The organism is Bowdeniella nasicola (assembly GCF_900107735.1).
Taxonomy (GTDB): Bacteria; Actinomycetota; Actinomycetes; order Actinomycetales; family Actinomycetaceae; genus Bowdeniella; species Bowdeniella massiliensis.
In genome coordinates this window covers 130,409-143,699 of the sequence record NZ_FNQV01000007.1, presented here as the reverse complement: position 1 = coordinate 143,699, position 13,291 = coordinate 130,409, and the positions used below count along the sequence as shown (strand labels likewise).

Genomic DNA, 13,291 nt, shown 5'->3' with positions numbered 1-13,291 from the left:
AACCCTCGGCAATAGAAACAACAAGAAGCAAGGTCGTGGCTATTCATTCCTGCATCACGCCATTGATGATCACTCACGATTGGCATATTCGGAGATTCTCGCCGACGAACGAAAAGAAACCGCGGCAGCGTTCTGGCAACGGGCACGAACCTTCTTCGCAGCCGCCGGGATCGTGGTCACCGGGGTGATGACTGATAACGGCAGCTGCTACCGGTCCGGGCTCTTCAAAGAATCGCTCGGCAAACATGTGACACATCGATTCACTCGTCCGTATCGTCCACAAACAAACGGCAAGGTCGAACGCTTCAACCGCACACTGGCTGAGGAATGGGCGTATGCCGACACCTATGGCACTGATGAAGCCAGGGCCGCAACCTACGGCGCCTGGCTTCATCACTACAATCATCACAGACCCCATACCGGGATCGGTGGTCTTACTCCATCAGAACGCGTTCACAACCTCACGGGGAACTACAACTAGCGCGCGGCTAGCCACTCGCCGCGCAATCCTCGCGCTCGAGCCACGACAGGTTGTCCCGCCCGTACGCGCGAATCGGACGAGAAATTGTTTTCCCGTTCAGCGTGAGCGGGGGCGGGGTTGACAGCAGATCGCCGTAGGAAGAAGGCACCTGCTCAAGGATTGGCTCAGGTGTTTCCACCACTCCGCTGGGCGCTCGATCCATGTCCAGGAGCGATCTCGCCGCCCCAAGGAGGCTCACCCGAACGATGCCGCTCTGCTCGGTAGCGAGCAGATCCATGACGCCGGCGGCGATGATGTACGCACTCGAGTGGTCGAGCGCTTGGACCGGAAGCGCGCACGGTTTCCACTCACCATCGCGGTGGCTGCCGCACTCTACGGCGACCCCGCAGGCCGCTTGCACGATGGAATCAAAACCCGGTCGTTCGGCCCACGGGCCCTCCTCGCCCCAGGCAGACAGTGACGCCACGATCGCGTTGGGAATCTCCTCGCGCAGCCGCTCGATTGCGAGTCCGAAGCGGTCGAGCGATCTCGGCCGATAGCCAAGGAGGACAACATCGGCGGTCGCCAGGAGGTGGCGGATCGCGCCACGATGTTCCCCAAGGTCTGCTTCAGCGGAGCGCTTTCCCATGCCGTTCGATAGGTATTGATCCAGGAGTTCCGGGCGATGTGGCGGGTCAATCTGGAGGACGTCTGCTCCCAGGCATGCGAGGAGTTGTGACGCGCTTGGTCCAGCAATGACGCGGGTGAGGTCGAGAGCTCGGATTCCGCTCAGGGGCAGGGCGGCAGCGCCGAGCGCCGGGCGGGGACGGCGATCGCTAATCTCGGCCCAGGGCGCATTCTCGCTTGCTTGGCCTGCGGGTGGGCTCGCCATTCGTCCGCTGACCGGACCTTGACAGCGATGCCGCCGGCCGCCGACACCTGGGTTTCAATATCCTGCGCCGTGTGCGCTTCCAGTGCCCTCTCAAGTTCTTGGCGGGTGCTGGCTCGAAACGCTCGCGACAGCGCGGCTGCGTGGTGCGGGTAATTCGCATGGGTTCGGACCCAGCCGTCCTTGGCGCGGAAGAATCCCGACATCTCCGCCCACCCGGTTGCGGCGCGCCCATCGATCCGCAGGTGGTCGATCGCAGCGAATGATCCCGCAATGAGCCTGTCGCTCGTCCCTACTGTGGGGTTCTGATCGCGGACGTCGGCTAGGTGCTGCGCGGAGTCCTTGGCAGCGGCGACGGCGCGGCGCGCGAGGCCCTCGGCATCGAGGGGGCCGTGCCACTAGCGTCGGGCTTTCATGGCTCGAGCCTACTGGCTCCTAGCGGCGGCGCGCGGGGCGCACACGGGCCGAGAGGTGACGTCGTCGATGCTGACGGACGCCTCGACTCCGAAGTGGTCGCGCAGCAACTCGGTCGTGATGACGTCGCTGGGGGCGCCGTCGGCGATGACGGTGCCGTGGTTGAGGACGAGGAGGCGGTCGGCGAAGCGGGCGGCCTGGTTGATGTCGTGCAGGACGGTGATGACGGTGAGGCCGCGCTGCTCGCGCAAGGTGTGAATGAGTTCGAGGAGTTCGAACTGGTGGCCGAGGTCGAGGAAGGTGGTGGGTTCGTCCAGCAGCCAGATGGGGGCGGCTTGGGCGATGGTCATGGCCATCCAGGCGCGTTGGCGTTCGCCGCCGGACAGGCGCTCGACGTAGCGGTCCTCGTAGCCGGCGAGGCCGACGAGGGCGATGGCTTCGGCGACGGGGGCGCGGTCGGCGGCCTCGGAAAAGCGCAGGGCGCCGCGGTGCGGGTGGCGGCCCTGCATGACGAGCTCGCTCACCGTGATTCCGGCTGGGGGCGGCGGGCTCTGGGGTAGGAGGGCGAGGACCTTGGCCTGTTCGCGGGCGGTGCGCGCGCCACGTGGCTTGCCGTCGATCATGATGTGCCCGCCGGTGGCGGCAAGGCTGCCGGTGAGGGCGGCGAAGAGGGTGGATTTGCCGGAGCCGTTGGGGCCGATGAGGGCGAGCCATTCGCCGCGGGCGACGCTGAGGCTGATATCGCGCAGGACCGGCTCGGAGCGGTAGCCGGCGCTGAGGTGGTGGGCGGATAGTGCGGGGTGGGTCATCGGGTGTTCCGTATCAGGAGGGCGAACAGGAGTGGGCCGCCGATGATGGCGGTCAACGCCCCGGCGGGCAGGGCGGTGCGGCCGGCGATGTCGGTCGTGGGGAAGGCAAGGGACAGGGCTTGGGCGAGGGCGTCGGCGCCGACGAGCAGGAGGGCGCCGAGGACTCCGGCCAGCGGTAGGACGCGGGCGGGATGCTCGCCGACGAGGCGGCGGGCAAGGTGGGGGCCGATGAGGCCGACGAAGCCGATCGCGCCAACGACGCTCACCGCGCTGGCGGTCAGGAAGGTGGCGAGGGCGAGGGTGGCCGCGCGGGCGCGGGTGGTGCGCACCCCGGTCGCGGCGGCGATGTCCTCGCCAAGGTAGAGGGCGCTGAGCGCGGGGCGCAGCGCGAGGGCGAGCGGGATGGCCAGCAGAGCGGCGGGGGCGATGGTGGTGACGTCGTGCCAGGTGCGGGCCGACAGCGACCCGACGACCCAGCGCAGGACGCTCGCGAACAGGGCGCCGTCGAGAATGAGGAGAACGGAGACGAGGGCGCTCGCGATCGATGAGATGAGGACGCCGGAAAGGACGAGGTGGCGCGAGGCGTGAGAGTGGCGCCAGGCGAGCGCCCAGATGAGGGCGCTGATGGCGAGGCCGCCGGCGAAGGCGAGGAGGATCGCGAGGGGGCCGGTGAGGTGGTCGCGGCCGGTGAGGTAGAGGGTGGCGACGATCGCGAGGGCGCCGCCGCTCGTGACGCCGATGAGGGACGGATCGGCGAGGTCGTTGCGGGTGGCGCTTTGCAGGCTCGCGCCGGCCAGGGCGAGGAGGGCGCCGGCGAGGGCGGCGATGATTGTGCGCGGCAGGCGCAGGCCGAGGACAATGTGGGCGTGGGAGGGCTCGGCGGGGGCGCCGGCGAGGGCCGCCCAGACGTCGGCCGGTGGCAGCCAGACGGTGCCAAGGCCGATGGAGATCGTCATGGCGAGGACGAGGAGGGCAAGGCTCGCGGTGAGGACGGCGGGCAGGTGCCGGGCGAGCGGTGGCAGGTCGCTTCTCATGGGTGGTGCTCCCGTCGCCGCAGGAGGGCGAGGAGGCCGGGCGCTCCGAGGAGCACGGTCCACACCCCGACGGCGACCTCGCGGGGTGCGAGCAGGGCGCGCCCGAGGGTGTCAGCGCCGAGCAGGAGGGTCGCGCCAATCGCGGCCGCGGTGGGCAGGACCCAGCGGGCGTCGTGGGTGGCGAGCAGGGCTCGGGCGATGTGTGGGGCGAGCAGCGCGACGAAGCCGATCGGCCCGGCGACGGCGACGACGCCGGCGGTGAGTGCGGCGGCGCACACGAGCGCGGTCAGGCGCACGGCCCGCACCCGCACGCCGAGCCCGGCCGCGGTGGTATCGCCCAGGCGCAGGACGTTGAGCGAGGGGGCGAGGGCCAGGGCGAGCGGGGCGGCGAGGGCGAGCAGGGGAGCGACCGTCGTGACGGCGTCCCAGGAGCGGTTGGCGAGGCTGCCGAGGAGGAACTGGTAGAACAGGCCGACGTCGCTGGGGTTGCCCAGCGTGATGACGGCGATGACGCTGCCGGACAGGAACGTCGCGGCGGCGACGCCGATGAGCAGGAGGGAGGCGGATTCGCGGGCGCGGCTGCCCGCGGAAATGACGGCCGCGCCGATGCCGAGCGCGCCGAGCAGTGCCGCCAGCGGCGTGGCCGCGCGGGGCACCGGGACGTGGGCGATCGCGATGAGGGCGACGATGAGCGCGGCGCCGCCGGAGACGCCGAGGAGTTCGGGCGCCGCGAGCGGGTTGCGCAGCGCGTCTTGCAGCAGGGCGCCGGCGAGCGCGAGGGCCGCGCCGGCGGCGAGGGCGAGCACGATGCGTGGGGCGCGGATGTGCGCCACGATGATGTGCGCGCTGTCCTCGGGGGGTGCGGCGAATCCCGCGAGGATCTCGCTTGGCGTGAGGGCCGGGGTGCCGGTGAGCAGGTGCAGGGCCGTGAGCGCGGCGGACGCGATAATGGCGCCCGCCGCGATCGCTCCGGCCCGGGTGGCAGGCCGGGTCACGGGGTGGTCGGCAGGCCGGAGAGGGGGCGCGGGAATTCGTCGGGGTAGACCGCCGGCAGCACGGTATCGAGGATCGCCTGCTGGCCGCGGGTGCCGCCCGTCGTGCCCCACCACGCGGAGTCGGCGAGGTGCACGGAGCCGGATTTCACGGCGGCGAGTTGGCGCCACAGCGGGTCGGCATCGAGCTGTTCGAGCAGCGGCTTGGCCTTCGGGTCGAAGCCGAAGTCGAGCACCCAGATATGGGCGGGGTCGGTGGCAAGGATCGTCTCGAGGCCGATTTCGAGGAAGCCGGACTCGCCCTCGCTCGCGGCGGGCCACGGGTAGGCGGTGTATTCGGCGAGCAGCGAGCCGATGGCCGAGTCCAGCGCGTCGATGCCGATGTCGCTCGTGGCGCCGCCGTACATCGACAGCACGGTCGTCGGGCGCTGCTTCGGGGTGTAGGCGGCCAGGGTCTTCTCGTAGCGTGCGATCGCGGCGGTGGCTTGCTCGCTGCGGCCGGTGAGCGCGGCGATCGCGCGCAGGTTTGCGGGGGCGTCGGTGCGTTCGCTGATCGAGTTGAGGTAGAGCGGGATGTCGCCAAGGGCGTCGCTGAGGGCGGAGTGGACGGTGGCCGAGCCGATGACGAGGTCGGGCTGGGCGGCGATGATGCCCTCGACGTCGGGTTCGAAGAAGGTGCCGCCAAGGGGTGTGGTGGCGGCGTCGGGGCCGAAGAACAGCGGTGAGGTGACCTGCGCCATTTGGACCGAGGCGACCGGCTCGAGGCCGAGCTCGGCGAGGGCATCGATGCAGGTGCCGTCGAGGCAGACGACCTTGGCGGCCGGGGCTTTCAAGGTGAGTTCGCGGCCGGTGAGGTCGGCGGCGGTGACCTCGGTGGCGCTGGGGGATTCGGCGCTGGGGTTGCTGGGGGAGCAGGCGGCGAGGGGAAGGAGCGCGAAAAGGAGTAAAGCGCGCAGCGGACGGGACATGTCAGGCCTTTCCATTCAGGGGTTTCTGACACTAATAGCAAATGAGTATGGTTATCAATATGTTTGTTGATCCCCTCTTGATTCAGCTCGCGCGCTTGGCTGGGTGGCGGGTTTTCGCCACGATTGCCGCGAGCGTGGCCGCGGCGGGAGCCTCCGTTGCCGCGGCCTTCGCGATCGCTGCGGTCGTGCGACACCTCCTCACCGCCGAGGCGCCGCTTGCCGAGGCGATGCCCGCGCTGTCGCTCGCGGCGCTCGCGGTCGCGGCGCGAGCGGGCCTGCTGTGGCTGCGGGATATTGCGGCCATTTCCGCGAGCAACCACGTCAAGGCGGATCTGCGGGCGCGGCTGCTGCGCCATGCGCTGGACCTGGGAGGCGCCCATCGCTTTAGCCGCGGGGCGGGCGGGGTTCAGGCGAGCATCGTCGACGGCGTCGAACACCTGCAGGCCTGGGTCGGGTTCTACCTGCCGCAGTTGGCCGCGGCGATCATTATCCCGGGCTGCCTCGTCGGCATTCTTCTCACGCGCGATGTGGGGGTCGCGCTCATCGTGGCGATAGGGGTGGCGATCGTGCCGCTCGCGCAGCGGGCGTGGTCGCGCGTGCTGGGGGAGCGGGCGAGCGCCCACTGGGATGCCTATGAGCGGTTTGCGGCGCGGATCTCCGACACGCTGCGCGGGATGGAAACGCTCGTCGCGCTGCACGCGACCGCGCGGCAGGGGCGGACGCTGCGCGTCGATGCGGAGGAGCTGCGGTTGGCGACGACCGCGAGTTTGAGGTCCTCGCTCGCGGTCTCGGCGATCACTGCCGGGGCGATGAGCGTCGGCACGGCCGGCGCGACCCTGCTCGCGGCCTATCACGCCGCGACCGGGCGGCTTGGCGCGGGCGATGTCATCCTCGTGCTGTTCCTCGCCGCCGAGTGCTTCCGGCCGCTGCAGGAACTGCAGAACTATTGGCACGAGGGCTTCCATGGCCAGGCTGCCGCCCGCGGCCTTGCGCAGCTGCAGGCGCAGCGCCCGCTCGTCACCGATGCCCGCGCGAGTGATGCCGCCTGGCCGGCGGCGCCCGCGATTACCTGCCGCGAGGTCGGCTACACGTATCCGGGTGCGCGCACCGCGGCGCTGAGCGATGTGAGCTTCGCGCTGCCGGGTGGGTCCACGCTCGCGATTGTGGGGCCCTCGGGCTCGGGGAAGTCGACGCTCGCCAGCCTGCTGCTGCGCGATATCGACCCCGATAGCGGCGAGATCCTCATCGCGGGACGGCCGTTGCCGAGCTACCGCCTGGCCGAGGTGCGGCGCGGCAGCGCGCTCGTCGCCCAGCAGATCGTCCTGCTGGACGGCTCCATCCGTGACAACGTGCTGGCCGCAGACCCTCACGCGAGCGAGGAACGCCTGGCCACCGCCGTCGCCGCAGCGCGCGTCGATGAGGTGACGGCACGCCTGCCGGGCGGTCTCGATGCGCCCGTGGGGGAGCGCGGCGCTCGCCTCTCAGGCGGGGAGCGTCAGCGGGTCGCACTCGCGCGGGCGCTGCTTGCTGGCGCCTCGGTCATGGTGCTCGATGAAGCGACCTCCGCCCTGGACGCCATGAACGAGGCCCTCATCACCGAGGCGCTGCGCACCACACGCGGAACCTGCACGACGATCGTCATCGCCCACCGCCTGTCAACCGTCATCGGCGCCGACTATGTCCTCGTCCTCGACGAGGGCCGCATAGCCCAGTTCGGACCACCCGCAGACCTCGCCCGCGTGCCGGGCCCCTGGGCCGACATGCTCGCCGCCCACCAGCCGATCGGAGACCGCCCGTGAGTCCCACCAAACTCCTGTCCGTGCGCGGCTTGCGCCGCGCGCTCGACCGCACCATGCCCCTCTTCCTTGTCGTCATCGCCTGCAACCTGCTCACCCACGTGGCGACCGTGACCGCCGGTGTCGCCTCCGCGTGGGCCGTAACGGCCGCCGTCATGGGCCGCCCGGCGAGCGACCTCGCCACCCCGGCCCTCATCGTGGCGGTCGCGGTCGCCGCCCGCGCCCTGTTCTCCTGGCTCGAGTCCTGGCTCTCGCACGATCTCAGTTTCCAGATGATGAGCCGGATCCGCGGCTGGATCTTCGAGGCGATCGCGCGGCTGGCGCCCCACGGTCTGCAGGGCCGCAAAGTCGGCGACGTGGCGACGACGAGCCTGACCGACTCCGAAGCGCTCGAGATTTTCTACGCCCACTCCTCGATCTACATTGTCTCCGCCATCATCACGACCCCGGTGCTGTGGGCGCCGCTCGCATACCTCTCGCCCGCCGCGGCGCTTGCGATCCTGCCGATCCTTCTCGCGACGGCGCTCGTCCCGCTCGCGCTGCGCGGCGCCGCCAGGCGCACGGGCCGGGAGGTTCGCGGCGTCGTCGCCGAACTCGGCGCGGAAGTGCGCGAGGACATGGGCGCCGTGCGCGAGATCGTCGGCTTCGGCCTGACCGAGGAACGCCTCGCGCGAGTGCGCGCCCTCGACCAGCGCCTCGCGCAGCTGAACCGCCGCACCATCCGCCGGGCGGGTCTGGAATCGGCGGTCGGTGGTATTGCCGCAGTCGCGTGCTCGCTCGTGACCGCGGGCGTCCTCGCCGCAGGCGGCATTGATCGAAGCTGGCTCGCCCCCGCCATCACGCTGGCCGCGCTCATCCCCGCGCCGATCCTGCAGTGGATCGGGATGACGAAGCATTACGGCACGACGCGCGAAGCGGCCGTCCGCATCGAAGCGTTACTGAACGCCGAGCCGCCCGTGCGCCGCGACGGCCAGAAAGTCATCACGGGCCCCGCCGACCTCACCTGCGAGGACGTCGCCTTCAGCTGGCCGGGCGCCCACCTTACTCGCCCGACGATCGACGGGGTCAGCTTCGAGGTCCCGGCCGGTAGCGCGGTCGCGATCGCCGGCAGCTCGGGCGCCGGCAAATCGAGCCTCGCCGCCCTGCTCGCTCACCACGTCGAACCCGCAACCGGCATCATCCGCATGGGCGGCATCGACCTCGGTGAGGTGAGCGCGGCGAGCCTTGCCGCAACGCTCGGAACCGTGCCGCAAGACGCCTACCTGTTTGCCGCGACCGTGCGCGACAACCTCGCGCTCGCCCTCGAGGAGGACCCGAGCGAGGCCGAACTCTGGCGGGTGCTCGAGGCCGCCAAAGCGAGCGACATCGTGCACCGCCTCCCGAGCGGCCTCGATACCCCGATCGGCGACGGTGGCGTGGGCCTGTCCGGTGGGGAGCGCCAGCGGCTTGCCCTCGCCCGGGCGCTGCTGCGCGACCCGCGCGTCCTCATCCTCGATGAGGCGGTGAGCCAACTCGATGTGAGCACCGAACACGAGGTGAGCGCCGCCATCGCCGCGATGAGCACGACGCGCACCACCCTTGTCATCGCGCACCGGCTCTCCACGCTCCTTTCTGCCCGCGAGATCCTCGTCCTTGCCGACGGCCGGCTCGTCGGCCGCGGAACCCATGACGAACTCCTCGACAGCTGCCCCGCCTACCACGCCCTCGTCGCCCACCAACTCGCGGCTAGGAGATGACGGTCATCGCATAGATCCCAAAGACGCACAGCAGCGCCGCGCCGTGGACCTGCGACGGGTGATTGCTGCGGGAGGTCGCGGCGTTGAGCAGCACCCCGGTCGCTAGGAGGACGAGCGTCGTGGGGCTTTCCGCGAGGACGACGTGCTGATTGCTGATCATCCCGATGATGAGCACGACCGGCAGTGTCAGCCCGACGCACGAGACCAGTGCGCCATGCGCGAGGTTGCTCGTCCGCTGCAGTTCGCCGTGGCGGGATGCCCGCACCGCGGTAATGCCCTCGGGCAGAAAGACAATGATCGCGATGAGCAGGCCCGTCAGCGCAACGGGCGCGCCCAACCGATCTAGACCGGCATCGAGGAGGCCCGCCATGTCGTGTGACAGCAGCACGATCGGGATGACGGAGATGACCAGCAGCGCTGCGCGTGTGAGGACCTCGCGGCGCTTGTCTCGCAGCACGTCGCCAATCGGCGCGCCCTGCTGCGCGGCTGGACTGCCGGGCTCTTGGAAGTCGGCGCGCAGGGTGCCGGTTTGGCGGTAGAGGAAGCACCCGTAGAGCGCGACGGTCGCGAGGATGATCGGCACCTCGTGCTGGGGTAGGTAGGCGCCCTCCTCACCCATCGTTGCCGGCAGCACGAAGGCGAGCGTGAGGAGCAAGATGAGCTTGGTGAGGTACAGCGAGAAGCCCGCCGGATTCACCCGCGCGCGCTTGTCGCGGCGTCCGCCTACCAGGAGCGCGAGGCCCATCACGAGCGTGAGGACGATCATCGCGGCACCCATGACCGAGTCCCGCGCGATCGTTGGATTGTGCGCGGGGCTGAGCATGACGGCGGCGATGAGCACGACCTCGATCAGCACGATCGACAGCGTGAGGATGAGGGTGCCATAGGGCTCGCCCATCAGGCGCGCGAGCCGTTCTGCCTGGGTGACGACACCAAAGGCGGAGATCACGATCGCGGTAATGACCGCTGCCAGCACTGCGGCCAGGGCGAGGGATGGGAGCTGCGCGGTGAGCCACGGGCGCGCAATCATCACGGCCAGAGCCGTCAGCCAGCCGGTGGCAAGGCGCGCAAGCGTAGTCACGTCACGAGCTGGGACGGCCCTGCAGAACAGGCCCGAGCTGTGACCGCTACGCCGTTAACCGAACTCTTAACCACCACGGGTCGTCCCGGCAGCAATATTCTCGAAGCAGTCTACCCCGCAGGGCTCAATCCGGGGGAGCGTGCGGGTGTGGGTTAGCTCGCCCGTTCGGGCAGTTTCCCGATCGCCGCGCGCAGCGAGCCACCGTGGGAGCTGAGAATCTCCTCGGCCTCGGCGGCCGGCACGCCGCGCGCGATCATGACGATCGCGGTCTTCACGCTGCCGCCCGCTGCTCGCAGCGCGGCCTGGGCCTCATCGGCGCTTGCGCCCGTGATTCTCGTGACGAGTAGTTGGGCGCGGACCTCGAGTTTTTGGTTCGTCGCGTTCACGTCCACCATGAGGTTGCCGTAGGTCTTGCCGAGTTTGACCATCGACAGCGTCGAGATCATATTCAGGACCTGCTTTTGTGCCGATCCGGCCTTTAGTCGGGTCGAGCCCGATATGACTTCGGGGCCCACGATCACTTCGATCGGGTAGTCGACGGCGGCCGAGAGCGCCGCATTGGGGTTGCTCGAAATGGCGGCCGTGACGGCGCCGGTTGCTCGCGCCGCGGCGATCGCGCCCCGCACAAACGGTGTGCGTCCCGAGGCCGAGATCCCGACGACGGTATCGAGGGAAGTGAGGTGCAAGGATTCGAGCGAGGCGAGGCCGGCTTCGTAGTCGTCTTCGGCGCCTTCGACGGCGGTCGTCAGGGCTCCGGGCCCGCCCGCGATGATCCCGACCACGAGGCTCGGGTCGGTGGAAAAGGTGGGTGGGCATTCCGAGGCATCGAGCACGCCCATCCTGCCCGCGGTCCCGGCCCCGACGTAGATGAGTCGGCCGCCGCGAGCGAGCTGCGCGCTGATGGCATCGATCGCTTCCACGATGCTGGCTGAGGCGCGCTTGACTGCCCGGGAGACCTCGGCGTCGGCCTCGTTCATCACCCGAACCATCTCGGTTGTCTCAAGCAGATCGATGTCGGCGTATCGGGGATCAGCCATCTCGGTAGTGAACCGGGCCAGGTCCTCTGGCCTCACGGCTTGCGAATCCACTATCGGGCTCCTCATCTCGGGGCAGCATCGTTGCCTGACATCGAATATACCCAGAGTAGAGCTAGTAAGTAAATAATTTACGAAAGCTGCATGCGGGCGGCCAGTCCGGCCTGGCTCCTGAATCGGTTGAGGGAAGTGTCCGCAAAATCTGGTTGATTTAGGTGAAATTTCGATGAAGTGAAAATTTACCCTGAAGAGTTGACGGCAAGTAGAAACCTTACGTAGGCTCGAATCATAGGTTCGCGACAGCGCAGTTGGCCTATGACGACTCGGAAGGAACATAGATGTTTTCGACAAAACGATGGAAGTCGATTCTTCCGGCGATGCTGCTCGCCGGATCCATGGCTCTGCTCGGCGCTTGTAGCAGCGATGCTGGCAACGACAAGGGATCCGGGGGAGACAAGACCGATGGTCCGGCACTCGTGGTGTTCTCCGGATCGCAGACCCCGCTGGTCAACAACTTCAACCCCTACTCGCCGACCTTGCTGCCGGGCACGCTGGGCTCGATCTACGAGCCGCTGTTCTACTACAACAAGGCCGCTGACTCTGAACCCGTCCCCCTGCTCGCCGAATCCGTTGAGTGGGCCGAGGATGGCATGTACCTCGACATCAAGATGCGCGAGGGCGTGAAGTGGAATGACGGAAAGCCACTGACGGCCGACGACGTCATCTTCTCCTTCACCAACGAAGGCGTGCAGACCGACTACGTGGAAAAGGCTGAGAAGGTTGACGAGTCGACCGTCCGCCTCGTCTTCAACACCCCGTCCTACACCAACGAGTACTCGCTGCTCGGCGCCACCTACATCGTTCCCAAACACGTCTTTGGAGAGCTCGATGATCTCGTGACGTTCGCAAACGACGACAAGCCCGTGGGCACCGGGCCCTTCATGCTCGAGACCTTCACGGATGCCTCCTACACCGTGAAGAAGAACCCCGAATACTGGGATCCCGAGCGCCCGGGCATCAACACAATTCAGTACCTCGGTATCGATGGCAACTCCTCGGCCGAGTCCCTGCTGAAGTCCGGCCAGCTGGACTACACCACGATGTTCATCCCCGACCCGAATTCCCTGACCGCCAACGATCGCCTCGGCTACCTGCTCAGCAGCTCGCCGAACATGATCGCGATCATCCCGTGTGCGAGCGAGCAGATGGGGTGCACCGGAATCCAAACGGGTAAGGACGTGCGCAAGGCCTTCACCAAGGCGATCGACCGCAAGGAGGTCAACGAAAAGGCCTACTACGGGACCGCGAGCCTCGCCTCCTCGACGTTCACCAAGCCCGAGCGCGACGAAAAGTGGGTCGCGGACGGGATGGAAAAGGTACTTCCCGAAGCCGCTGATGTGGCGGGCGCGAAGAAGATCCTGGAAGACGCGGGCTATGTGGCCGGCTCCGACGGCATCTACGCCAAGGACGGCGAGCGCGTCTCCTTCGACCTGGTCTCCGTTGAGGGCTGGTCCGATGCAAACGCGGCCGTCGACCTCATCGTGGCGCAGGCCAAGGAAGCCGGCATCGAGGTCAAGGCCGATACGGTCACGCTCGATCAGTACACCGAGATGCGCCAGACCGGAAAGTTCCAGATGGTCTACTCCGCGCTGACCGGAACCCCGATCGCTGATCCTTACACGATGTATCGCAACAACTTCACGACCTCGTTCACCACGCCCGTGGGGACCTCGCTGGAGCCCAACCAGACGAACTTCGCGCGCTATTCCAACGAGAAGCTCGACAAGGCCGTCGCGGATGCCGCCCAGACGAACGAGGACGGTCCGAAGGCTGCGGCCTACGCCGTCATCCAGGAACAGATCGCGGAAGACATGCCCTACATCCCGATGTTCCATGGCGGATCGCAGACCTTCTTCAACCAGGCTGACTTCGATGGCTGGCCCACCGAGGACGACCTGTATGCCTTCCCCGCCTCCTGGGATGGCATCTCGGCCGGCTACGTCCTTTCCAAGCTGACCTACAGGTAAATCCCGGCCGTCCCCGGCGGCGTGAGGACTCAGTTCGAGGAACTCGCGCCG

At 68.3% G+C, this 13,291-nt stretch carries 11 protein-coding genes; 4 read left to right on the top strand and 7 right to left on the bottom strand.

The features are described from left to right. Window positions 1-481, top strand: a 481-nt coding sequence (locus BLU67_RS06950; RefSeq protein WP_143027363.1) for an integrase core domain-containing protein, incomplete at its 5' end; no start/stop codon positions are given. A gap of 7 nt (window positions 482-488) precedes the next feature. Here BLU67_RS06950 and BLU67_RS06945 read toward each other — a convergent pair. The 5 genes from BLU67_RS06945 to BLU67_RS06925 form a co-directional block, all read right to left on the bottom strand. Continuing rightward, the gene (locus BLU67_RS06945; RefSeq protein WP_222842416.1) at window positions 489-1,352 is read right to left on the bottom strand and encodes a CoA transferase; all 864 of its coding nucleotides are present in this window, start codon (window positions 1,350-1,352) and stop codon (window positions 489-491) included. A gap of 422 nt (window positions 1,353-1,774) precedes the next feature. Next, window positions 1,775-2,572: an ABC transporter ATP-binding protein gene (locus BLU67_RS06940; RefSeq protein ID WP_092564135.1), complete on the bottom strand. Its 798-nt coding sequence runs from the start codon at window positions 2,570-2,572 to the stop codon at window positions 1,775-1,777. Beyond that, a complete protein-coding gene (locus tag BLU67_RS06935) occupies window positions 2,569-3,606 on the bottom strand; it encodes a FecCD family ABC transporter permease (RefSeq protein ID WP_092564132.1) in 1,038 nt (345 codons plus the stop codon). The genes BLU67_RS06940 and BLU67_RS06935 overlap by 4 nt, the downstream gene beginning before the upstream one ends. Further along, a complete protein-coding gene (locus BLU67_RS06930; protein WP_176780728.1) occupies window positions 3,603-4,601 on the bottom strand; it encodes a FecCD family ABC transporter permease in 999 nt (332 codons plus the stop codon). Before BLU67_RS06930 ends, BLU67_RS06935 begins: the two co-directional genes overlap by 4 nt. Further along, window positions 4,598-5,566 (bottom strand): ABC transporter substrate-binding protein, encoded by a 969-nt coding sequence (locus BLU67_RS06925; protein WP_176780727.1) that lies wholly within the window; start codon window positions 5,564-5,566, stop codon window positions 4,598-4,600. The genes BLU67_RS06930 and BLU67_RS06925 overlap by 4 nt, the downstream gene beginning before the upstream one ends. 41 nt (window positions 5,567-5,607) lie before the next feature. Between BLU67_RS06925 and BLU67_RS06920 the strand changes: the two genes are divergently transcribed. After that, on the top strand, window positions 5,608-7,365 hold the full coding sequence (locus BLU67_RS06920) for an ABC transporter ATP-binding protein/permease (protein WP_092564123.1): 1,758 nt from the start codon (window positions 5,608-5,610) through the stop codon (window positions 7,363-7,365). Then, a complete protein-coding gene (locus BLU67_RS06915) occupies window positions 7,362-9,098 on the top strand; it encodes an ABC transporter ATP-binding protein (RefSeq protein ID WP_092564120.1) in 1,737 nt (578 codons plus the stop codon). The genes BLU67_RS06920 and BLU67_RS06915 overlap by 4 nt, the downstream gene beginning before the upstream one ends. On the opposite strand, the gene BLU67_RS06910 is transcribed toward BLU67_RS06915, so the two are convergent. Together BLU67_RS06910 and murQ are read right to left on the bottom strand one after the other, a co-directional pair. After that, window positions 9,088-10,179 carry a calcium:cation antiporter gene (locus BLU67_RS06910; RefSeq protein ID WP_222842415.1) on the bottom strand — a complete coding sequence of 364 codons (1,092 nt, stop codon included), beginning with the start codon at window positions 10,177-10,179 and terminating at the stop codon, window positions 9,088-9,090. The genes BLU67_RS06915 and BLU67_RS06910 overlap by 11 nt on opposite strands. A 152-nt stretch (window positions 10,180-10,331) precedes the next feature. Beyond that, window positions 10,332-11,282, bottom strand: coding sequence for an N-acetylmuramic acid 6-phosphate etherase (gene murQ / locus BLU67_RS06905; protein WP_092564117.1), 951 nt, complete (start codon window positions 11,280-11,282; stop codon window positions 10,332-10,334). 269 nt (window positions 11,283-11,551) lie between these two features. Here murQ and BLU67_RS06900 point away from each other — a divergent pair, with 269 nt between their 5' ends. After that, entirely contained in the window at window positions 11,552-13,240 is a 1,689-nt protein-coding gene (locus BLU67_RS06900; RefSeq protein ID WP_092564114.1) for an ABC transporter substrate-binding protein, read from the top strand. Window positions 13,241-13,291 lie beyond the last annotated feature (51 nt).